23 protein-coding genes are annotated in these 22,213 nt (G+C 54.5%); 9 read left to right on the forward strand and 14 right to left on the reverse strand.

The features are described 5' to 3' along the window. Position 1: 1 nt before the first annotated feature. From NHM04_RS06260 to NHM04_RS06295, 8 genes are read right to left on the reverse strand one after another with little or no spacing between them, the layout of a single operon-like run. On the reverse strand, positions 2 to 1,738 hold the full coding sequence (locus tag NHM04_RS06260; RefSeq protein ID WP_254266133.1) for a GspE/PulE family protein: 1,737 nt from the start codon (positions 1,736 to 1,738) through the stop codon (positions 2 to 4). Between the two features lie 7 nt (positions 1,739 to 1,745). Further along, positions 1,746 to 3,113 carry a lipopolysaccharide assembly protein LapB gene (locus NHM04_RS06265; protein ID WP_254266134.1) on the reverse strand — a complete coding sequence of 456 codons (1,368 nt, stop codon included), beginning with the start codon at positions 3,111 to 3,113 and terminating at the stop codon, positions 1,746 to 1,748. Further along, entirely contained in the window at positions 3,110 to 4,021 is a 912-nt protein-coding gene (locus NHM04_RS06270) for an ExeA family protein (protein WP_254266135.1), read from the reverse strand. The genes NHM04_RS06265 and NHM04_RS06270 overlap by 4 nt, the downstream gene beginning before the upstream one ends. 3 nt (positions 4,022 to 4,024) lie before the next feature. Then, positions 4,025 to 5,755 (reverse strand): pilus (MSHA type) biogenesis protein MshL, encoded by a 1,731-nt coding sequence (mshL, locus tag NHM04_RS06275; protein WP_254266136.1) that lies wholly within the window; start codon positions 5,753 to 5,755, stop codon positions 4,025 to 4,027. Between the two features lie 23 nt (positions 5,756 to 5,778). Beyond that, the gene (locus tag NHM04_RS06280; RefSeq protein ID WP_254266137.1) at positions 5,779 to 6,123 is read right to left on the reverse strand and encodes a general secretion pathway protein GspB; all 345 of its coding nucleotides are present in this window, start codon (positions 6,121 to 6,123) and stop codon (positions 5,779 to 5,781) included. Beyond that, entirely contained in the window at positions 6,113 to 6,751 is a 639-nt protein-coding gene (locus NHM04_RS06285) for a hypothetical protein (RefSeq protein WP_254266138.1), read from the reverse strand. Before NHM04_RS06285 ends, NHM04_RS06280 begins: the two co-directional genes overlap by 11 nt. Further along, positions 6,748 to 7,347, reverse strand: coding sequence for a hypothetical protein (locus NHM04_RS06290; RefSeq protein WP_254266139.1), 600 nt, complete (start codon positions 7,345 to 7,347; stop codon positions 6,748 to 6,750). Before NHM04_RS06290 ends, NHM04_RS06285 begins: the two co-directional genes overlap by 4 nt. Then, on the reverse strand, positions 7,347 to 8,261 hold the full coding sequence (locus NHM04_RS06295; RefSeq protein WP_254266140.1) for an MSHA biogenesis protein MshI: 915 nt from the start codon (positions 8,259 to 8,261) through the stop codon (positions 7,347 to 7,349). Before NHM04_RS06295 ends, NHM04_RS06290 begins: the two co-directional genes overlap by 1 nt. A 137-nt stretch (positions 8,262 to 8,398) precedes the next feature. Between NHM04_RS06295 and trmL the strand changes: the two genes are divergently transcribed. The 5 genes from trmL (at position 8,399) to NHM04_RS06320 (ending at position 12,342) form a co-directional block, all read left to right on the forward strand. Continuing rightward, a complete protein-coding gene (gene trmL / locus NHM04_RS06300) occupies positions 8,399 to 8,869 on the forward strand; it encodes a tRNA (uridine(34)/cytosine(34)/5-carboxymethylaminomethyluridine(34)-2'-O)-methyltransferase TrmL (RefSeq protein WP_254266141.1) in 471 nt (156 codons plus the stop codon). Between the two features lie 51 nt (positions 8,870 to 8,920). Continuing rightward, a complete protein-coding gene (locus NHM04_RS06305; RefSeq protein WP_254266142.1) occupies positions 8,921 to 9,367 on the forward strand; it encodes a flavodoxin domain-containing protein in 447 nt (148 codons plus the stop codon). Further along, on the forward strand, positions 9,349 to 9,885 hold the full coding sequence (fldB, locus tag NHM04_RS06310; RefSeq protein WP_254266143.1) for a flavodoxin FldB: 537 nt from the start codon (positions 9,349 to 9,351) through the stop codon (positions 9,883 to 9,885). The genes NHM04_RS06305 and fldB overlap by 19 nt, the downstream gene beginning before the upstream one ends. After that, positions 9,882 to 11,912, forward strand: a complete 2,031-nt coding sequence (gene mnmC / locus NHM04_RS06315) for a bifunctional tRNA (5-methylaminomethyl-2-thiouridine)(34)-methyltransferase MnmD/FAD-dependent 5-carboxymethylaminomethyl-2-thiouridine(34) oxidoreductase MnmC (RefSeq protein WP_254266144.1) — start codon at positions 9,882 to 9,884, stop codon at positions 11,910 to 11,912. The genes fldB and mnmC overlap by 4 nt, the downstream gene beginning before the upstream one ends. Before the next feature lie 85 nt (positions 11,913 to 11,997). Continuing rightward, entirely contained in the window at positions 11,998 to 12,342 is a 345-nt protein-coding gene (locus NHM04_RS06320) for a late competence development ComFB family protein (RefSeq protein ID WP_254266145.1), read from the forward strand. A 42-nt stretch (positions 12,343 to 12,384) separates the two neighbouring features. Here NHM04_RS06320 and NHM04_RS06325 read toward each other — a convergent pair whose 3' ends face one another. Continuing rightward, positions 12,385 to 13,014, reverse strand: coding sequence for a DUF502 domain-containing protein (locus tag NHM04_RS06325; RefSeq protein ID WP_254266146.1), 630 nt, complete (start codon positions 13,012 to 13,014; stop codon positions 12,385 to 12,387). A 74-nt stretch (positions 13,015 to 13,088) separates the two neighbouring features. Between NHM04_RS06325 and NHM04_RS06330 the strand changes: the two genes are divergently transcribed. The 4 genes from NHM04_RS06330 (at position 13,089) to NHM04_RS06345 (ending at position 16,009) form a co-directional block, all read left to right on the forward strand. Beyond that, entirely contained in the window at positions 13,089 to 13,871 is a 783-nt protein-coding gene (locus tag NHM04_RS06330; protein ID WP_254266147.1) for a glutaminyl-peptide cyclotransferase, read from the forward strand. Positions 13,872 to 13,947: 76 nt separating this feature from the next. Continuing rightward, positions 13,948 to 14,700, forward strand: coding sequence for a fumarate/nitrate reduction transcriptional regulator Fnr (gene fnr, locus NHM04_RS06335; RefSeq protein ID WP_254266148.1), 753 nt, complete (start codon positions 13,948 to 13,950; stop codon positions 14,698 to 14,700). After that, the gene (locus NHM04_RS06340; protein WP_254266149.1) at positions 14,697 to 15,278 is read left to right on the forward strand and encodes a DUF4202 domain-containing protein; all 582 of its coding nucleotides are present in this window, start codon (positions 14,697 to 14,699) and stop codon (positions 15,276 to 15,278) included. Before fnr ends, NHM04_RS06340 begins: the two co-directional genes overlap by 4 nt. Positions 15,279 to 15,475: 197 nt before the next feature. After that, the gene (locus NHM04_RS06345; RefSeq protein WP_254266150.1) at positions 15,476 to 16,009 is read left to right on the forward strand and encodes a hypothetical protein; all 534 of its coding nucleotides are present in this window, start codon (positions 15,476 to 15,478) and stop codon (positions 16,007 to 16,009) included. On the opposite strand, the gene NHM04_RS06350 is transcribed toward NHM04_RS06345, so the two are convergent. From NHM04_RS06350 to NHM04_RS06370, 5 genes are all read right to left on the reverse strand, one after another. After that, positions 15,999 to 16,367 (reverse strand): hypothetical protein, encoded by a 369-nt coding sequence (locus NHM04_RS06350; RefSeq protein ID WP_254266151.1) that lies wholly within the window; start codon positions 16,365 to 16,367, stop codon positions 15,999 to 16,001. The genes NHM04_RS06345 and NHM04_RS06350 overlap by 11 nt on opposite strands. Before the next feature lie 111 nt (positions 16,368 to 16,478). Then, complete coding sequence (locus NHM04_RS06355) at positions 16,479 to 17,429, reverse strand: rhodanese-related sulfurtransferase (protein WP_254266152.1); 951 nt, start codon at positions 17,427 to 17,429, stop codon at positions 16,479 to 16,481. Positions 17,430 to 17,539: 110 nt separating this feature from the next. Beyond that, positions 17,540 to 17,851, reverse strand: coding sequence for a BolA family transcriptional regulator (locus tag NHM04_RS06360; RefSeq protein WP_254266153.1), 312 nt, complete (start codon positions 17,849 to 17,851; stop codon positions 17,540 to 17,542). 49 nt (positions 17,852 to 17,900) lie between these two features. Then, complete coding sequence (locus NHM04_RS06365) at positions 17,901 to 21,029, reverse strand: efflux RND transporter permease subunit (protein ID WP_254266154.1); 3,129 nt, start codon at positions 21,027 to 21,029, stop codon at positions 17,901 to 17,903. Continuing rightward, positions 21,022 to 22,155, reverse strand: a complete 1,134-nt coding sequence (locus tag NHM04_RS06370; protein WP_254266155.1) for an efflux RND transporter periplasmic adaptor subunit — start codon at positions 22,153 to 22,155, stop codon at positions 21,022 to 21,024. The genes NHM04_RS06365 and NHM04_RS06370 overlap by 8 nt, the downstream gene beginning before the upstream one ends. Positions 22,156 to 22,213: the final 58 nt, after the last annotated feature.

The raw sequence follows: 22,213 nt of genomic DNA on the forward strand, positions 1-22,213 counted from the left end.
GTTACTCTTCAGCAATCGATTCCGGAACTTCATCTTCCACCTGAGCACTGACGCGCATCACCTCGGCTAAAGACGTAACTCCCTGACAGGCATAGTCAAAGGCGCTAAAGCTAAGTGGACGAAAATAGGTACTGGATGCAGCGGCGACACTAAAGCGCGAAATATCGTGAGTGCGCAGCGCTTCAGCCATTTCTGCGGTGATTTCGAGCATTTCAAACACACCAATACGGCCACGGTAACCGGTGTTATGGCAGTGGGGACAGCCGCTGCCGGTTTTAAATTCTACACCGCTAATATCTTCACCGTGGGCGAGGCTGCGGGCCAATTGCATTTCGTTGGCATTTGGTGTGTGCGGCTGAATGCAACTTGTACAGATTTTTCGCACCAGCCGTTGGGCGACAATTGCTTTTAGCGCGGCAGCCACCAAATAACCGTCTACACCGATATCGATCAAGCGCATGGCCGAGGTAATGGCGTCGTTGGTGTGCAAGGTAGATAGTACCAAATGACCGGTCATGGCGGCGCGCAAAGCAATTTCGGCGGACTCGGCGTCGCGAATCTCACCCACCAGGAGAATATCCGGGTCTTGCCGCAAGGTGGCACGAAGTACGCTGCCAAAGTTTAAGCCAATTCTCTCGTGCAGCTGCACTTGATTAATCCTGGGCAGTCGGTACTCAACCGGATCTTCTACCGTAATAATTTTAGTTTCCGGCTGATTCAATTCACTCAACGCACCATACAAAGTGGTGGTTTTACCCGACCCAGTGGGGCCTGTAACCAAAACTAGGCCGTGAGGGCGGGTGATAATCTTGCGAAAGCGTTGCATCATCGGTTTGGGCATGCCTACTTGCGGCAGAGGCAGCACACCATCGCTGTGATCCAACAGCCGCATGACTACCGACTCACCAAACTGCACCGGCATAGTAGAAAGGCGCACATCTATATTTCTGCCCGATACTTTCAAGTTAAAACGGCCGTCCTGGGGAATGCGCTTTTCCGAAATATCCAAACCAGAAATTAATTTCAAACGCACTACCAGCGCCGAGGCGATGCGCTTTTCGTTCATTACCTGCTCTTGCAGCACGCCATCAATACGGTTGCGAATTCGCAACACGCTTTCGTCCGGCTCGATGTGAATATCCGAGGCGCGTGCGCTGATAGCCTCTTTGAAAATAGTCTGCAAAAGTTTTACTACTGGAGCGTCGGAGTCAGTCGCCTCTTGCACCACATCGGCCAGGTTTACCGCCGTTTCCTGCAGTTCGTCGTCCAGTTCCTCAGCCAAAGACGCGATCTCTCCGGCGCGGGTGTAGGCAATATCTAACACATCCAGCAAGTCGGACTCGCGCACCACAGCGGGCGCCACAGGTTTATCCAACTGCCGCTGGATATCATCCAGGCAGAAAATATCGGTGGGGTCTGCCATACCCAGTAAAAAGCTGTCGGCCTCTTCGCGCAAAATCATAACGCGGTAGCGGCGCGCGGTGGTCTCGGGCAAACGTTTGACCAAATCCGTATCAAAACGAAACTGCTTTAAATCCACAAATGGGATGTCCAGCTGATCCGACAGCAAGGTCAGTAACGCCATTTCATCCACAAACCCCAACTCAACCAGGGTGTGCCCCAGCTTGCGGCCGCTCAGTTGTTGCTCCTGCAGCGCGTGTTGCAATTGCGCCTCGGTGATCATCTGTTTGCTGACCAGCAAATCACCTAAACGAATTTTTTTGGGAGTCTGAACCATGACTGTCTCACTGATTGAGCTGCGCCAGACGCTGGCGGGTAAAGTTTTCGATGGTCGCGTTGCTGTCGGAAGCCGCCTGAGCGCGGCGATAAGCGGCAGCGGCAGCGCTGTAGTCGCCTTGTCGATCAAGCGCCAGGCCAAGGCCTAACCAATAGCGCGCCTTGTTGCCAAACACCTCCAACAGGCGAGTGTAGTAAATCTGAGCCTCGGCGGAGCGCTCCAGACGCTGATACAAACTGGCCATAAGCGCGCGGTACTGCTCATCTTCCGGGGAGACTTGCGCCAGTTTTGTCTCCAAAACGGCCAGTGCGCTGTCGTAATCGTCCTGCTGCTTCGCCAGCTGTGCCTGTAAATACGCCGCTTGAAGGCCAGGCAAACCATCGGCAATTAAGGCGCGCGCTGCGGCCGTATCACCCCGGGCGAGATACCATTGCTGCAAGGTGCGGCGACTTTGTTGGGGCCATTTCCCCTGCTCCTGCATAGCGCTGACAAAAGTCTGCAACTGCAGCTCTGCCTGCTGGGTTTCGCCGCGCTGGCGCAATCGCCTTGCCGCCTCTAACTGCTCGGTATCGGCCGAATCCAAGGTTTGCGTCACCGTCGCAGTTTGGCCTGCGGAGCTTTGCGTTACCGCAGGGTCGGTGGCAGGACTTGGCGATTTTGCCGCAGCAGCACGGGGCTCGGGTTCAGCGTCAGTTAGTTCGGAATCTGGGCTTGGCGTGGGGTTTTCTGACGCCGACGCGCGTGAGTCTAACCGCTGCTGCAAAAGAGCAACTCGCTCGCGCCCAGGCCAAACTCCCTGGGCCCGATCCAGCAAGTTTTGGGCATCACGATACTGGCCAGCACTGAGCTGCCGCTGCGCCAGCGTCGCGTAGCGGTCCGCAATCGCCTTCAGACCTGCAATGGCCTCAGGGTTTTGCGGCTCGATACTCAACGCCTGTTGGTAAAAAAGATAAGCACTGGCATCAATAGGCTGGGTCAACTGATCCGCCAACAACGCCGTTTTTGCTTTAATGAGATACTCCTGCAGCGCTTCTGACGGCTCGCCGCTATCGCTCGCCCCGGTTACTGTGGCATCAAGCGCAGCGATATCAATCGCAACCGGCGCGGGTTGCACGCCCGTTTGTGCCACCGGGCTGCCAGGGACGGTTTCTTCGGCAGCTGGCACAGGCTCGCCGGTCTCTGCGTTGTTGCGCGCTTGCCACAGCAGCAGAGACAAAAAGCACAAGCTAAACACGACCGCAAAACTGATCGCGGTATAGCGCCAGGCCGGATTACGACTGCGACGAGCTGTAAGGCTGACGCTGGCGCCAGCCGCTTGGCGGCGCTCGCCATCGCGAGCTTCTAAGTCACGCAACATATCGTTGACCAGACTCACTTAAACACCCCAACCCAAAGTGCTGTTGCCAGCGCTAGCGCCGCCACCGCCCCCAGGAGTATCCAGCCCCATAAGTGTCGCGCCGCATAACGGCCGCCAGCGCGCGCTTCGGAGGTATCCAACACTGCCTTGGCCATATGCCGACGCTCTATCTTACGGGCACCTTCGCCGTAGGCAGCCATCAAGGCTTTGTGGCAGAGCACGTTGATTAAGCGTGGTATTCCCCCCGAGGCTTTCGCCAGCAGGCGAACCGCGCTGTTACTAAACAGGGGCGCACCGCGATAGCCCGCCGCGGTGAGGCGTGCCTCCAGGTAATCGCCTATGTTACTAGCCGAAATAGCCTGCAAGTATTCGGAAAATACAATACGCTGTTTCAACTGGCGCAAATCCGGACGCTGCAGCACTTCATCCAACTCGGGCTGCCCCAGCAGTACTACTTGCAGCAGCTTGCGTTTGGCGGTTTCCAGGTTGGTTAGCAGCCGCAGCGCCTCAAGAGTTTCGCGGGGCATAGCCTGGGCTTCATCCACAATCAACACCACCTGGCGCTTTTCAGCGGCCAGCTCGATTAAACGCTGGTTAATATCATTCAGCAGTTTATGGGCAGGTTTATCTTCCGTGGCGACGCCAATTTCTTCGGCGAGAAACCATTTTAGTTCGTCGGGAGTTAAATAAGGGTTGGGTATATAAGCTGTAAGACACTGACCCTCAAGCTGGTCTAACAGTTTGCGCCCGAGCAAAGTCTTGCCAGTGCCCACTTCACCGACAACTTTTACAAACCCCTCACTGTGGCGCAGAGCAAGTACTATTGTGCCCAACACCTCGCGGTGACTTTGGTTGTTAAAGTAAAACTGCGTATCGGGCGTGAGCGAAAACGGCTTTTCAGTGAGACCAAAATGCTGGCGATACACGACTTAGAGCTCCTCGAGCATTTGCCGGTGTGCATCACCAATATTGTTCACCCGCTCAAGCGCGCTGTTCACTTCATTTGTCCAAGTTTCGTCGTCTGTGACTGTGGGCCGCAGCAAAATAACCAGCTCAGTTTTTTCGCTGCTGCGAGTGGTGGTGCGAAACAAAGAGCCTAACAGGGGAATATCGCCCAGCCCTGGATTCTTACCGTCTTCGTTGTTCTGAATTTCTTGCATTAAACCGCCCAGTACAATCACCTGCCCCGAACGCGCTCGCACAATGCTATCGGATTCGCGCACACCACGCAGGGCCAGCGGCAAGGCAAAATCTTCACTACCAATGGTAAAGACTTTCTGCTGATCTGTGACGTCGCTCACCACCGGATGAATATGCAAAATCACGCTGTCATCATCGGAAATCTGCGGGGTAACATCCAGCGAGATGCCGCTAAAAAATGGCGAAAGTTCAATATTTGGCGTGCTGGTAACAGCCGAGGCGTTGGCGGTGGTATTGCTGGAAATTCCGGTAATAAAGTATTCGTCCGAACCTACGCGAATGACCGCTTTTTGGTTGTTCACCGTGGAAATACGTGGGCTCGACAACACCTGCACATTGCCCTGGGTTTGCAACAGCGAAATCAGCTCCGAAATATCCGGCACCTGTAAAACAGAGGTAAACAGACGGTCCGTTTGTTTTAAAATACCGTCGGTCACTGTTTGCTGTGCACTCAAATCTCCGTTTAAGCTTTCCGTCCAGGTAATCTGGTCGTTGAGAGTACGGCCCAAGTCTCGGTTGTAACCATAGGCCAGCTGTCCGGAAATTTCGCTCCAGTCAATACCCGTGTCGTAGCCCTCGCTCAAGCGCACCTCGAGTATTTTAGCTTCCAAAATAACCTGTCGCCCCACCGATAACTCGGAGCGCTCGAGAAAATCCCGCACCGAGTTGAGTTCATGGGGCAGCGCTTTAACCACCAAGATACCCGCCTGGGGAGAGACCATCACCATTCGGTCTTCGCTTTCACCGCCAATAATAGCGGCAACGGCGGTGCGCACCGAGAGCCAAAAATCCGTTCGGTTTAGAGTTTGCACTCGCGAGCCGGGGGTCAGGGCGGTGGATCTTTCCGACGTATCACCGTCAGCCATGCTAAGCAGATTTTGCGTATCGCCGGAATTGTTGCCTATATTACCCGCCGAGCCGCTCACACCACCGCTTTGCGATTCGCCGCGGCCAATTAACACGCTGGTGTCGGAGACCCCAACCCGCTGCACATCGAGATAGTTAAGATGAAAAACTTCGGTGCGCAGATGATTCGGGTATACCGTATAAATACCGTTCTTGACTTTAAAATCGTAACCGTAAATATCCCGGGTAACGTCCAGCACCTCGGCCACACTAACATCTTTTAGGTTGAGGGTTATTTGCCCGCTGACCTCTGGATGCACCACGACATTCACACCGGTACCGTCCACCAACGAGAGAAAAAACGCGCGCGCCGGAATATCATTAACCGCAACATCAAAACGAGCCGCAGTAGACGGCGCCGCAGGGCTGTTGCTGTGCAGTTCGTTGTGCACCTCATCGGGTACGCTTACCGGTACAGGCTCATTGGCCGCAGTGGCCACCTGCGCCATTTCAGATTCGATGCTAAGGGTTTTATCCTGTGGTTGGGCGCAGGCAGCCAATAACAGCGCACCGATCAGGGCCATTGAAAACCGCCCCAAAAACTTCCAAATCATATTGTCTGTACCTTCACGCTGCATTATTGAGTCGCCTGAGATTGTGTAGTGTATGAATCCACCAACGTTAACTGCATTTGCTGCCCGTTGCGCTGCACGGTTACCGAGCGAGACGATATGTTTATCAGCTGGGTATTTTGCATCCCGGCAATTACATCGCCCTCATGCAACAATTCACCATTAATCACGGCCAATTTTCGCCCATTCCCCTGAATAATAGAGTGCAATACGAGCTCGCGCTCACTGCTGGCAACGGTGGCGGTAAGAGGCATGGTCGGGTCGCGCATGCTCTGTGCCAAAGCCTCGATCGATAACAGCAGCGCGGCCGCGATATAAACCAGAGATAAAAAGGGAACTTTACACACCAAAACGACCCTCCGCAGTGCTGAGCGTAAACAGACGAATAGTTACCTCGGCGCTGGGATAATTTGTCACCGTATAGGCCAAAGACTCCCAGTAAAAACGCTGCGACAGAGACTCTAGACGAATCAAGTAATCCAGCACCTCGAAGTAACTACCGCTCACTGTCACTTCTACGGCATGGCGGTAAACCGACGGACCCTCTTGCTCCTGTTGCGGCAAAGGCGAAGCCGCCTCGGTACGCAGCGACACCAGTGTAAGACTGCCCGTTTGTATCAGCAGCGCTTGCAGTGCTGAGGTAAGCTGCTCGACCTCAATGAGGCCCTGACTCAAGCCAGCCAATCGCTCATCGACCAACGTCAGCTCTTGCCGGGCACGCTCCAGCTGTCTTTGTTTGCCTTGCAGGGCTTCCCCACTCAACAACTTTTTAAAAGTATCTATCTGCAGTTGCAACTCGTCATTGGCTTGCTGGGTCGAATCGATCTCGCTGTGCAAAGCTTCGCGCTTTGCCGTGGCGTGGTTAAACCACAACAACTGCCAGAGACCGAAAATAACCAGCAGCGCAGCGACAAAAACGATAATGCGCTCGCGCAGGCTGAGCGCTGCGACTTTCTCATTGGCTTGGGCCCAGTTCACGGCTTCACCTCACCCTGAGTGGGTCGGCCGAGGCTAAATGCAAAAAAACTATTTTCACCGGGGGACAGGTTTAACACCCCAAAGCGAGTCAGAGAAAAGGCCTGATCACGTTCCAGTTTTTGCAAATAGGCGGGCACCGCCGCAGGCGATTTTGTCTGTCCGGACATGGTGATGTAGCGGCCGTCTTGTAAAAGTCGAAACTCGTGCAGAGCAAAGCTGCTATCGGACGCCTTTGCCAACGCCTGCAGCTGGGCGGAAAATCCACCGCTGTTGCCCAAGCTTTGATCGCCCAACAGACTTGAAAGAGATTTGCGCGCGGCTATATCGCGGCGCAGTTGATCGAGCTTACGGTCCAGCTCTGTGCTGGCCGCACCGCTACTGGCGGCTGCGAGTGAGTCCCGTTCGGCGGTCAACTGGGCCCGGCGATCCTGCAGCTGTTGTAATTGATTCTCCAGCTGGTGATTGCCCCACAGCCCCCAGGCGCTGAAAACGATCAGAAGTAAGATAAAGCCCGTCGCCAGCAACAGCATATGCCCAAGCTGCAGGGGTGAACGATCCGGCTGAAACTCGGCCTGATAAAGGTTAATGCTCTGCATCAGCTCGCTCCCTCCTGCCGCAGTGCAGCGCCCAAAGCCCGCAGACATAGCGCCTGACAACGCTCTGCTACATCAGTCTCGGCGGTGACCACCGTTTCCAGGGAAAGCAATTCACTGCGCACGCCTATGCCTTCGCGCAAGTCGCTGGTGAGTTTATCAGCCGTGAGATTGTCGCCGCAAAAATATAAACCTGATAATGGGGGCTGGCGCATCTGACGCTCAAAATAATCCATTGAGCGCTGCAGCTCTAACAGCAGCGGCTCGCTGGGTAGCTCATCAAAAATGCCGCCACGGTAGTTCAATTTAAAATTACGTGCCAAATATAACTCGCCGGCTTTTACCACCATTAAGCTACCACCGCCCGGAAAAAGGTTGACCAACCCCTGGGGGCGAGCCGTATCAACACCCTGATCCAATAACCTTGCCAGCGCCAGTTCAGGTATTTCAATAGCGCTCAGGTTGAGATCGGCTTCTTTTATCTGCTCTACCAGCGCCGCTACCGGGGCGCGCCGCGCGGCGACAACATAGGCGAGGCGCTCGTCGCCGCGACTGCAGGATTCTGGCAGCAGGAAGGCATCAATAACGGCGTCAGCCACGGGAAAGCTCACCAGATCTTTGATCTTCCAGCGAAGTGCTGAATTCAGTTCGGCGGCGGGCACATTGGGAGCATCGCCCAGCAATAGTTGATAATCGGGAGCGGCCATCACAGCGGTGACGGGCAGGCCGCGCAAATTGTATTTGGCGACGCAGTCGCACAATCGGGCGCTGATCTGATCGGGTTCGGCCGCTAAAAAGTCAGCTTGTAACAGGCGCGGTAATTGGCCCGCCACTCGCTCGACGTGGACAAAAGCTATGCCTTCGGCGGCCACCTCAATACCAACCATTTCAAAGTGTCGCTTACGGGCGCGAAACACAATCTCTGTCCCCTACTGTTCTTGAACTCTGTCCGCGAGAGTATGGCACATCTGTCCTCAAGGAATAACCTGTTATTGTATTCTACTAGTTTAGAATAAGCGGCTTTGCTCTAGCGCATCAACTCAGAGTTTATTTTATGTTCCATATCGTACTATTTGAGCCGGAAATCCCACCTAATACCGGCAATATTATCCGCCTGGCGGCCAATACCGGCTGCCAAGTGCACTTGATTGAACCGCTTGGGTTTGAACTGGACGATAAACGTCTGAGGCGCGCCGGCCTGGATTATGGCGAGTGGCGCGATATGAAAACCTACCCGAGCTGGCAGGCTTTTTTGCAAACCGCTAAACCTGAACGCATTTTTGCGCTCAGCACCAAAGGTAAAGCCTGCCCCAGTGACACTGCATTTATCGCTGGCGACTATCTATTATTTGGCCCCGAGACGCGGGGCCTACCCGCCAATATTCGCGAATCCCTGCCGCCTGAACAGGTGCTGCGTATTCCCATGTGCCCAAACAGCCGCAGCATGAATTTATCCAATGCGGTTTCGGTGATTGTCTACGAAGCCTGGCGCCAGTTAGATTACTGCGGCGCGCAGCCAACTTAACGAAAACCGGCAAAACCATTATCATGGGCGCCTTTTGGCAGGAGTCTATGTATGCCCCGCATTCAAATTCTGGTGGGTTCGGAAATGGGTACCGCCGAAATGGTCGCCGCCAGCGCCAAAGATTATCTCGAGAGCAGCGGCTTTGAGGCGATCGTTAACCCGCTGCCAGAGGTAGCGGATATCACCGATAATCCCGATGACATTCTCTTGATCTGCACCTCCAACACAGGCGCGGGCGACTTGCCCGGCAATATTCAGCCGCTGTATTTGGGGCTGACCCGCGACTTTCCCTGCATTGCCGGACGTCGCTACGGCGTTATCAATCTCGGCGACAGCAGCTACGCCACGTTTGCCGAGGCCGGCCGCGCCATTGACCACGCCATGTGCGAGCTGGGCGCCGAACGCGTGGGCGAGCCATTGGTGCTGGACGCCTGCAGCGGCGACGACCCAGAAGCCGCCGCCATAGAGTGGCTCGGACAATGGACGACCGCCCTGTGAGCCGTGCCCCTATCGCGCTGTTTTACGGCAGCTCCACCTGCTACACCGAAATGGCTGGAGAAAAGATTCGCCAAACCCTAGGCGAGTCTCTAGTGGATATTTATAACATCGCCGAAACCCCCATTATTGAGGCTAGCTTTTATCAGCTGATAATACTCGGTATGCCCACCTGGGATTATGGCGAGCTGCAGGAGGATTGGGAGGAGATTTGGGACGAGATTGACCAAGTCGACTGGCAGGGTAAAAAGGTCGCTCACTACGGTTTGGGCGATCAGGTCGGTTACCCGGAGTGGTTTCTCGACGCCATGGGCTACTTGCACGCCAAGCTTGTTGCGTTGGGAGCAACACCCTGTGGTTACTGGAGCTGCGAAGGCTACGAGTTTGAAGCCTCCAAAGCACTGACTGCCGACAACACTCTATTTGTCGGCCTGGCGCTGGATGACGAAAACGAGTTCGATCTGAGTGAAGAGCGCATCAATTTGTGGTGCGAGCAACTAAAGCGTGAATTTGGCCTGTGAAGCAAAGCTCCCACGACAGCGCCAAGCTCACCTGGGATGAACAGGGTCAGCCCCTGTCCTCCGCATTCGGCGATGTGTACTTTTCCCGCCACGATGGCTTAGCCGAAACCAGGCACGTTTTTCTAAAGCACAACCAATTGGCAGAGCGTTTTTGTCAGTTAAAAGCTGTAGCAAGCGGGCCACACCCGGTCTTTACTATCGCCGAGACCGGCTTTGGCACCGGCCTGAATTTTCTTGCCGCCTGGCAACTGTGGCAACAGCAGGCGCCATTATCGGCCAAGCTGCATTTCGTCAGCTGTGAGAAATTTCCCCTCGGCAAAGCCGATTTAGTTCGCGCATTGGGGCTGTGGCCCGAGCTTACGCCCCTGGCCAAGCAATTGATAGAGGCCTATCCGGACTACCTGCCTCCCGGTGTGCACCGCCTAAAGTTCGCTGGCGTCAGCTTAAGCTTAATTATCGCCGACGCCGCCGAAGGCTTCGCACAGTTACTGCCGAGCGGTGATTCGCGCTGGCAAACACCTAATTTCAACGTAGATGCCTGGTTTTTAGACGGCTTTGCGCCCAGCAAGAATCCGGATATGTGGTCCGACGAGCTCTTTCAGACAATCGGCGTACTGTCGGCCAAGGGCACAACCGCAGCCACTTTTAGCGCCGCCGGGGTCGTGAAGCGTGGGCTGACAACGGCGGGCTTTCGCATTCAAAAGGTGCCGGGGTTCGGCAGAAAGCGGGAAATGGTGTGCGCCTTACATGCGGGAGTGGCCGCACCCACCGAACAAGCACCATCGGCGTATCACGAACCCGGGGTTTATCACCGTATCACCCACAGCGCGAGTGCACGCACGGCCATTGTGGTTGGCGCAGGTCTTGCCGGTTGCCACACGGCCCGAGCCCTGGCCGAACGCGGCTGGCAGGTACAAGTATTAGATAGCGAACCGGCGCCCGCGCAACAAGGGTCCGGCAATCGTCAGGGCGTTCTCTACGCCAAGTTAAGCCACCGCAATGAAACACTACCCAATTTTAACTTGCACGCGCTTTTGTATGCGCAAAGGCACTACCAAGGCTACTGGCAGGCGGATCAAATTTTCGGCGATGCCTGTGGCGTTATACAGCTTGCCTGCGATGAAAAACAACAGCGCCAGTATCGGCAAATTAGCGAACAGCATCCTTTTGCTGCCTGGCTTGACGCACGCGCAGCCAGCGCCCGAGCCGGTGTCGAGCTGCCTACCGGCGGGCTTTACTTTTCCGCCTGCGGCTGGCTCAACCCACCGGCCGTTTGCCGCGCACTGCTTGAGCACCCTCTTATCGCCTTTACAGGTAATTGCGAAGTTACGGCCATAGAACGAGCTGATGCGCAGTGGCGCACCCTCAATGCGCAAGCCAACTGCAGCGCCAGTGCGGATATTCTGATCCTCGCCGGCGCGCATCAATGCCGTAACTTTTCCCAGCTAATGCACCTGCCATTAAAAGCCATTCGCGGGCAGGTGAGTCACTTGCCGGCCTCCCCCGCCAGCGAGAAGCTACAGACGGTGCTCTGCGCCAAAGGCTATATCGCGCCGGCATCGCAGCGGCAGCACAGTCTGGGCGCCACGTTCAATCTGGGCCAGACAGACACTCAGCTGCGATCCGAAGATCATGATAAAAATATCGAGCACCTCGGAGATTTCGGCGCCGAGCTGCAACACAGCTTGACCCCCATAGGGCATGAGCAACTAGACGGCCGTGCCGCCTTGCGCTGCACCACACCGGACTATTTACCCATCGTGGGCCCGGCGCCGGATGCAGCAGCGCTCGAACGCGACTTTGCACCATTAAGCAAAAACGCCAAAGCGCGCCTGAATGCCGAGGCCAGCTACTACCCGGGGTTATATCTGAACACCGGCTTTGGCTCGCGTGGCCTTGCCTACACCCCCTTATGCGCCGAATTTCTCGCGGCTCTAATCAACGCCGAACCACCACCTCTGCCTCGGCAGCTATCCCAGGCGCTGCACCCTGCCAGATTCATTCTCCGCGATTTGATCCGACGTTGAATAAGGCTGCCGCGGCTGATCTATACTGATTAAGCCAAAGCAGCAACTCACTGCTTTCACGCTCATATCACTACGGGGATTCACTATGCTTGCCACAACCGCTCGCCCAAACCCTAACCGCCGGGAGGACGTCGACAACATTCACAATTACTACGAAAGACATGTTATTGAGGCCATACTGGAAGCCAGTGAGAGAGCCCGCCAGGGCGATCGGGACTTTCTTGCCGACGTCGCCTGCGTTGCCCTTAACCACCTGCCGCCAAAGTATATTCGTCACGATGTAGATATGAGCTTTTTTATGTCGCCGCAAGAACTCGAAGAGGTGAACGACAAGATAGCGCGCGCCGTAAACCATGCTATTAGCTACGTCAGTGAACGCGAAACCGAGAACAGTGCCAAAGACAGCGAAACCGAGCCAACAAATACTTGAGCGGCCAGCCACTCGGTAGGCTTGGCCGAGAATCATTCATCGCTATTTCGCGGGCGGCTCAAGCGGTGCCTGCATGATAATTTGCGAGCCACTGCCACAGGCAATCACAGTGCGCATTGCCGCCTCGACCGAAATATCGGGCAACAAAGTGACGCAATCGCCAGGCAAATGGTAGACAAACCCCGAAGTGGGCACTGGGGCCGTCGGGACATAAACGGTATAGCCACCGTCATTGTGTTCAGCAGTCACAATCCCGGTGACGCACACCGGACTGGAGGCGCCCATGATATACGCCCTGCAGACCTTGCCGTTGAGTAAAGAGGCGTTGCCCTCGCCTCCCATAATTTGCACCACCATCTCTTTGATGGTGCTGTAGCCAGGCGCGAGACGCGACAAGACACCATCGACAAGTCGTTGCAACCAGCGTCCCACGCCGGTTTTTACCAATAAACCAATACAGAAGCAGCCACTTAAAACCAATGCTACACCGAGGATGTCAGCGGTGTAATCATTCACGGTGACATAATTAGCCAGCCAAGCGCTAAGCGGCGCCGTCAGATCAACAATTACCCCCACCAGCCACTGCAATAGCAAAACAAAAATCGTGATGGGCAAGACGACCGCCAGGCCGCCGAGCAGAGTGAGTATCACAAACGAGCGCAAACGCTTCATAGTAATGCCTTGTTATTTATAACCCGGTGTTTATTATGGCCAAACTGATATAGCCAGACAACGCGCGAACCCGCATGTTTTCAAATTTACGTCATCACGTTTTCTATTGTTTAACGGCCTTGATGCTGCTTAGCAAGCCCTGTTTAAGTGCCGCACCCGCGCTGGAGTACAAGCTTGTAGATTCTATTTCACGCGATCCCCGCCCTTTTACTCAGGGGCTGGAATTTGACGGTGATTTTTTGTTCGAGAGCAGCGGCCTGAGGGGCAAGTCTTATCTGATCAAGATTGACATCAGCCAGCCACGGGGGGGAAAAGTTCTCTGGCAGAGATCCCTCCCCGCCCGCTATTTCGCCGAGGGCTTAACCCAGTTTGACAAGTACATTTACTTACTCAGCTGGCAACAGCAAACCGGCTGGATAATCCGCCCCGACAACGGCGCTGTCGAGAGGCAATTTGCCTATCGAGGCCAGGGGTGGGGGCTGGCAGCGGTGGACGGCAAGCTTGTGCGCAGCGATGGTAGCGACTCACTGTTTTTTCACTCTGCGGATAATTTCGAGCTGATAAAAAAGCTAAGCGTGAAATGGGACGGTAAACCCGTGACCCGCCTAAACGAGCTGGAGTACGCCGAGGGTTTAATTTGGGCCAACATTTGGCAAAGCTCGGTAATTGTTGCGATTGAACCGGACAGCGGCCAAGTAGCGGGCTGGCTCGATTTATCCGAGCTTAGCGAGCGCGAGGCCATGGGCGATCGCGATAATGTCTTAAACGGTATCGCTTATCACCAAGCCAGCGACACTTTGTGGGTAACCGGCAAACGCTGGGCACACTACTACAAGATAAAAGTACGGCTGCCTTAAAGGCCGCAAACTTAAATACCACCACAATTTCACGTAAGATAAGGCGCTTATGCCCACCACCAACTAACCCTACACTATGCCTAACATGCAACATACCTGCACAACTCAACCAGGGCTTCGCGATTACAATCACTGCAGTAATTGTCGCCTCAACGGCATTTGCCTACCCCTGGCACTGGAGTTCTCTGACATCGACCGGTTGGACGCCATTGTGCAGCGCGGCAAACCGCTACAAAAAGGCGAAACCCTGTACCGTGCGGGCGAAGCGTTTACTGCCATTTATGCCATCCGCTCCGGCGCGGTTAAGACCTGGCGCACCAGCAGAGATGGCGAAGAACAAATCACTGGCTTTCACCTTGCAGGAGAAGTCATCGGCCTGGACGGCCCAGCCGACAACCGATATAGCAACAGCGCCCAAGCGCTGCAAACCACTTCGGTATGCGCCATCCCCTTCTCCAAGTTGGAATCCCTGAGTCGCCAGGTACCTGGCTTGCAGCGCAATTTGCTGCAACTGCTAAGCCGTGAAATCACCAGCGAGCAAAGACAGTTCGGGCTTTTAGGTCACGCCAGCGCCGATACCCGAGTCGCTGCGCTGCTGCTCAGCTTGTCAGTGCGACACGAGCGGCACAAACTGTCACCAACACAATTCACGCTTCCCATGTCTCGCGGCGACATGGCCAATTTTCTGGGGCTTACCCTGGAAACCATCAGCCGGGTTTTCGCGCGACTGCAAAAACAGAACACAATTAATGCCAAGGGCAAGGAGCTCGAGATTCTCGATTTGAACAGTCTGCGCCAGATTGCCCACAACCCTGAGGATGCCCCATGAACCAAACAGCCAAGCTAGACGCGGCGTTGGCAGATATCGATGCCGCCAACCGGCAGGATCCCAATCTCGAAGGCGACGGCACGCCCAAAGAGCTGCTATACGCCCAGCGAATGAGCGATGAACTAATGGCGTTCGCCCCTGATGCGTCTGCGAATTTGCAGATTGCGGCGCGGGCGCAGCACATTGAGCGCTGGGTAATCCCCCGTTCTGAATATCCAATGGATAAGGCTGGCTACAAGAAGTGGCGCACCCAGCTGGCTAAGCACCACGCCCAGCGTACTGTTGAGATTATGCAAGCGCACGATTTTAGCGATCAAGACTGCCAGCGTGTGGCTGATATGCTGCAAAAAAAGCGGCTCAAACTGGACAGTGAAGTACAGGCTCTGGAAGACGTTATTTGCTTAGTATTTATCAAATACTACCTGGAAGAGTTTGCCGCAAAGCACGACGATGACAAGTTGATCGATATTATCCGAAAAACCTGGAATAAAATGTCGCCCCAAGGACATGAAGCGGCTCTTAAAATAGAGCTGCCTCCGGCAATGGCGAGCCTGGTCCAAAAAGCTTTAGGAGCTTGAACCTACCTCCAGAATACAGCGGCTGATAGCCACCCCAGCCGCTGTGCTTAAAACACTTCGAAATAGCATTCCCCTAAAATCGCGCAAAATCTCATAAAAATACGTAAAATTCAGTAAAGACTTGACCCAAAATGCAAAGTCCTTTATACCCAATGTGTGAAACAAATAACAAAAAAGATAAACAGGGTGATGCTCTTATGAAAAAACTACCAATAACAGCGATATCTTTTCTTCTCGCCCTATGCGGTAGTAACTTGGCGAGTGCTTGTGACGAGGCTTGTGAAAAAAAAGCGGAAGCCGAGCATGGGGTTAAGTTTGCAAGTTACCTAAATGCCGATTTCTGCAGCAGCACACGGGCCGATTTCCTGATTCAGGACTACAAAAGTTTGGACAAGTACCGTGCCGAACAGCTGCCCAACGGCCATAAAGGCGGTATGAACAATATTCGCAAGATGCTGGAACAGCGCAAAGACTGGCTGCAAGAGTGCGACGATTACCTGCGCCTGACTAACCAGGGGCGAATTTTCCGGGATAAAGCAACCACCGATAAAATCTTTGCCGCGATCGACAAGACCAACGAAGAACTAAACAACTTGGTGTACAACGGCAACCCGGATGTGATCGTAACCAACGGCTTGGATATCGCCCAGCAGGATTTTAACCAGATGATGCAACTACTAGATCAGCACAAAACCCAACTGCAGTTGCGTGGCCAACTGGTCAATCGCTAACAGGTTGTGGCTGGCGCTTTTTTAACGACAACACTGCGCGTTTGGGCTTGCCCGGGTTTTCGGCAAACATTCGCGCTTTACGCTCCAGCTCCTGCGCGGTGCGGCTTTTCACCTTAATCGAGGCATCATCGCGACCGCCAACCTGCCCCTGAAACCCATGTTCACGGGCGGCGGCGGCCAGGGCCTCGATACCACAGCGCAACAATCGAGCCTGGTCAATAAAGTTCAGATTCTTGGGAAAATTGCTGGGATCTACCGACATGGGGTTTTGCGGGTCCCCCTCAACGCGAATCACACAACCGCAGTCGTGCTTCGCCTCACCGGATGTCAGGTCGACATCCCAGGTTTCAAAGTCCATTGCTCTGGCCTATTTTGAATGGAAATACCCCCCATGCCTGACGACACGGGGTTAAAAGAATAGCCCTACAGTATGACAGTTTTACGACACCGCCATCTCTAGGTCAAAGCCTTAGGCGTCATTTAACCTAGCTTTACGCTGACGCGCCGGGGGCGGCGCGCCAATATGAGCTTCGTTGCGGGCCTTAGCCAGCTCGATTTGCTTTTGCCTTTCAGCAAAACGCTTCTTTTGATCTTCACTGAGCGAATCATAGCAGCGCGGGCAGCAAACACCCTTTAAATACAGTGGCGACGCTTTCTCATCCTCAGTGATCGGATGTCGACAGCCATAACACTGGTCAAAAGAACCCTTCTCGAGATTGTGGTTAACGGCCACTCTGTTATCAAACACAAAGCACTCGCCGCGCCAAAGGCTTTCCTGCTCAGGCACTTCCTCCAGGTATTTTAAGATACCACCTTCGAGGTGATAGACCTCATCAAAACCCTGCTCTTTCATATACGCTGTGGCTTTTTCGCAGCGAATGCCACCGGTGCAGAACATGGCCACTTTTTTATGCTTTTGCGGGTCCAAGTTCTGATTTACATAGTCTGGAAATTCGCGAAAGGTCTCGGTTTCCGGATCCACCGCACGCTCGAATGAACCGATCGCATACTCGTAATGATTGCGGGTATCAACCACCAGCACGTCAGGATCGCTAATCAGTTCATTCCATTGCGCCGGTTTTACATAGGTGCCGACGATTTGCTTGGGGTCTATACCCTCAACACCCATGGTTACAATCTCTTTTTTCAGCTTTACCTTCATACGATAAAAAGGCTTGTCCTGGTGCAGAGACTCTTTGTGCTCCAAATCCGCAAAGCGCTCATCGCGCTTTAAATAATCGAGCAGCCCGTTTATACCCGCGCGGCTGCCAGAAACTGTGCCATTGATACCTTCAGCGGCCAACAGCAAGGTTCCCTTAAGCCCCAGTCGCTCGCACTCGGCCAGTAGCGGCTGGCGCAAATTCTGGTAATCGGGCAACAAAACAAATTTATACAGGGCGGCTACAACTATTTCACTCATGCTCGTGCGGTTTCCGGTCATCAATTATGAAGGTCAAAATCTGGGGGCGGGATTATAGCCGGTTGTTTTTTATACAGCCAGCCAATAACTTGATTTATCTCAACAAAGGGCTATTTTCCGCCGCCCCCCAGGCAGTTGGGAGAATCCGGCACCTGCGCCCCCTGCCACTCTTCAGGGGCATAGGTATGCAGCGCCAGAGCGTGTACCGGGCCTGCCATTTGCTCTCGCAGCGCCCCATAGACGGCCTGGTGACGCTGCACTTGCCTTTTACCAACAAAGGCCTCACTCACCAGGGTGATTTTAAAGTGAGTTTCCGAGTTAGGCGGCACACTGTGCATATGGCTTTCATTCACCACAGTTAACACCTGAGGTGAAAACTCGGCTTGCAGAGCTTTTTCGATACTGTCTTGTACGGGAGTCATAGGTACCTCATTGCTTTTAGCCTATTGTAACTCACCACTACCGCGATGCTCACTGCTCGCCGCTATCGGGTATGTGCCGTGCCAGCTCCAGTTCTTGCTCCAAACGCTGCCCCTCTGCTGCGCGCGCCTTGGACAAACGCGCCACCAACACATACACCACCGGGGTCAAATACAGGGTGAACACCGCAGCCAGACCCAAGCCGCCAAATACAACCCAACCAATGGACGTGCGCGCTTCGGACCCGGGACCGGCACTTAAAATCAAGGGCAAACCACCCAGAATTGTCGACATCATGGTCATCATGATCGGCCGTAGCCGCACTCTGGCAGCACGGGTGACAGCAGTCAAAACATCGTCACCGCGATCGCGCAGTTGATCGGCAAATTCCACCAACAAAATGCCATTTTTTGCCATCAGTCCGATCAGCATGACCAAACCAATTTGAGAGTAAACATTGATGCTGGTACCAGTAAGCAACAGGGCAAAAATCGCTGCAGCCACACCAAAGGGCACGGTTAGCATAACGATTGCCGCACTGGAGAAGCTTTCAAACTGAGCGCACAACACCAGAAAAACAACAACCAGAGCAATGATATAGGTCATCATCACCTCCTGGGAGGTTTCGTCCAGCGTCTCGGCCTCACCCAAAAAGATGATTCCGATTCCATCCGGTAGTTCGCGCTCGGCCAGGGCACGCAAATCCTGCACCGCAGACTGCAGAGGGTAACCGTCGGCCAGATCAATGTCGATTTCAATAGCTCGGCGTTGCTTGTGACGATCCAGCTCCGCAGCGACGGCCTCTTCACTGATGGTGACAACGGTAGAAAGTGGCAGCAACCGTCCCTCGCTATTGCTGACGAAAAGATTCACCAGATCACCGGGATCATTGATCTGATCGCCGGACGATTCGATGATAATGGGAACAGCCTCGTCGGCAATCGACAAATCCACCAAATCATACCCATCCACCATGGCGCGCAAGGTGGTAGAAATATTTTCTAGGGGAATATTCAAGTCCGAAGCGCGACGTCGATTGATGGTCACCGCCAGCTGTGGTTGGGTGGGCTGAAACTGAATATCCGGCTGGGACAAATTAGGCAGCTGATCTTCAATGGCGACGGCGAACTTTTCCGCGGCGGCAAAAATTTCTTTGTAATCACTACCCACTAAGGCGATTTCGATACCCCCACCCCCGCCCCATAGCCCCAGACTGTTGGTGGTAGATACCCGCACAAAAGCACCGGGAATTTCAGACATAGGGCCGCGCAACTGAGCCATCATCTCTTGTTGACTGCGCTCGCGATTCTCCCAATCAGCCAAGGGCAGAATTACCCGACCGCGGTTAGGGTCGTAGCGACCCACAATGCTAAACAGATTAGTGGCTTCACCGGACTGCAAAAGCGGTTGCACCCGCTCCTCCATGGCTGCCACCTGTCTTGCGGTATACTCCAAACCAGTGCCATCCGGTCCTGTGGCATCCACATAAATAACCCCTCGGTCTTCCTCTGGCAAGAGCTCCTGATCCACGTTGTGATACACCAGCACGGCCCCCACAATAGCCGCGCAGGCCACCAACAGCCCCAGCCAAGGATACCGCAGCACACCAGCTAACGAGCGACTGTACCACTGTGCCATAGAGTCACCCACGGCGGTTAATCGGTCGCGAATTGGATGTGGCTCATCCTTACGCTCCGGCACAATCCGCGCAGCCATTGCCGGCACGAGCGATAACGCGACAAACGAGGAGATACCCACCGCAAACGCCAATACAAAGCCAAACTCGCGAAACAAACGTCCTGCGGTGCTCGGCAGCATAGCGATAGGCACAAACACTGAAACCAGCACGGCGGTGGTGGCAATTACCGCAAAAAAGACCTGCCGCGTACCCAATACCGCCGCTGCCCGGGCACCCAGCCCCTGATGGCGCCGGCGCTGAATGTTTTCAAGCACTACGATGGCATCGTCCACCACCAATCCTGTAGCCAGCACCAGAGCCAACAAGGTAAGAATATTGAGAGAAAAGCCAAGGGCCCAAATTGCAGCCACGGTGCCAATCAGGGCAACAGGGATTGCCACGCTCGGTATCAGCGTTACCCGCAGCGAGCCGATAAACAGCCAAATGGTGACAATCACAATGCTGACTGTCAGCGCCATACTGATAAGTACCTCGCGCATGGCGCCTTTAATAAACTCGGCACTGTCTTCCGTAATAACCAGCTGCGAATCATTGAAACGCTCATTCAGACGTGCCACAGCGCTATGCACCCGCTCGGCGATATCGAGGGTGTTGGACTGTGATTGGCGCACGACCCCAAGCCCCACCACAGGTGAACCGTCCAGGCGTACATACGAACTCGTATCTTCGGGAGCAAAAAATACCTGAGCTACTTCGGCGAGACGAGTTTCCCCGCGCAGGATAATCGCCTGCAGCGCCTCTTCAGTGACGGCCGATGCATCGGCGCGAACCAATAGCTCCAAATCACCCGAGCGAAAACTTCCCGAGGGGACATCGAACGGCGCCTCGCGCAAGGCATCGGCAACATCGTTAACCGACAGCCCCAGGCTCGCCAGGCGCACGGGGTCTACCACTACCCGCAAGACTTTTTGCCGATCGCCAAACAGCACCACATCGGCGACGCCGTCAATTGAAATCAATTCGGGAATTAGATCCTGCTCCGCACGGCGGGTCATCTCCAACTCGTTCAGGCTGTCACTCACCATCGCCAGATTAATAATTGGATTGGCGTTAGGGTCTGCCTTTACCACAGTCAAAGATTCAATATCCGGCGGCAGATCACGCTCAATCTGGCTCACCGCTTCACGCACATCTGAAGCCGCGCTGTTTAAGTCCACCGTAGGCGAGAACTCTACGTGCAGTCGCATATTGTTCTCTTCGCTGGAAGAGCGGATATTGCGAATACCCGACACCCGCGCCACAGCACCTTCAACAATACTGGTTACCTCGGCGTCCATGGTTTCCGGGGACGCCCCCGGATAAACACCGCGCACCGACACCACCGGCCTGTCTACATCTGGCAGCTCGCGAACTTCAACAGCTACCACGGCGGCCATACCGGCAATGGCAATTAAAAGATTTAACACCAACACCAGAATTGGACGGCGGATACTGAGGCTCGCGATATCCTCTTTGTGCAAATTCTCGTGCTGATCAGTCACCGCTCACCTCGGCACTGTCTGCTGCGCTTGCGGCATTAGCCACAGGCACGCCATCAGCATTCACCACCTGATCCACCCGCACGGGCATCCCTTCGCGTAGCATTTGAATACCTTCCAGTACCACCAACGCTCCTTCAGGTAAGTTGACATCGACCAATACCTTACCGGCTAAACGCTGCACAATAGTGGCCACTCGCCGCTGTGCCACGCCATCGACCACTGCCCACACATAGGAGCCTCGGGCGCCCCACTGTAAAGACACCTCCGGCACCAAAGCATACTCGTTACCCAACAGGCTCAAAGCAATGCGAAAGCTCATACCCGGGCGCAGAGTGTCATCGCTGTTATCCACATGGGCGCGCACACGAAACATGCGCTCGCTGTCATCCACCCTGCTGTCAATTTCCACTACTTCGCCTGCGGCGATAGCGTCTTTTTGGCGCCAAGTAGACAACTCGATTTCCTGTCCCACATCAATTTGCCCCAGCAGTAACTCGGGCAGTGAAAATGTCACCAATAACTGGCTGCGATCATCCAATGTCGTCAAAGCCGTGCTGGTGTCCACCCAGGCACCAGGATCGATATCGGTAAAACCTACATACCCAGTGAAAGGCGCCAATACTTGCTGATAGGCGAGGTTAACCTGAGAGCGATCCACAGCAATACGGGCTCGCGCCACGGCGCTATCGGCATCGTCCAGAGCCGACTGAGTGACAGCGCCGCTGTCCTTGGTTTGACGATAGCGCTGTAACAAACGCTCGGCATCGGCAAGCTCCAACTGCGCATTGCGCAGTGCCAGGGCCTCATCGCGACTGTCCAGACTGAACAACACATCGCCCTTAGTTACTTTCTGTCCCGGTTGAATATGCACACTTTCGATCTGCCCAGCCACGCGAGGACGAATACTTACCGAGCGCAGAGCACGCGAAGTTCCAACAGCCTCTACCTCGACCCGCTCCGGCGCATAGCTAATGCGCGCTGCAATCACCGGTCGGGCTTGCGTTTCAGCTCTGGCCTGTCTCGCAGGTTCTGATTCCGAGCAACCAAGCAAGGCTAGAGCGCATAGCACCAGCAGGCCGCATACTCGCGGTACGCCCGAAACAATTTTGCGAAACAAATTCAACATATTTATAAAGCACCTTTAATGGATATTTTTATTCACATGAATTCTACGGCGGCGCCGG

Origin of the sequence: Gilvimarinus sp. DA14 (assembly GCF_024204685.1) — a bacterium.
Lineage (GTDB): Bacteria > Pseudomonadota > Gammaproteobacteria > Pseudomonadales > Cellvibrionaceae > Gilvimarinus.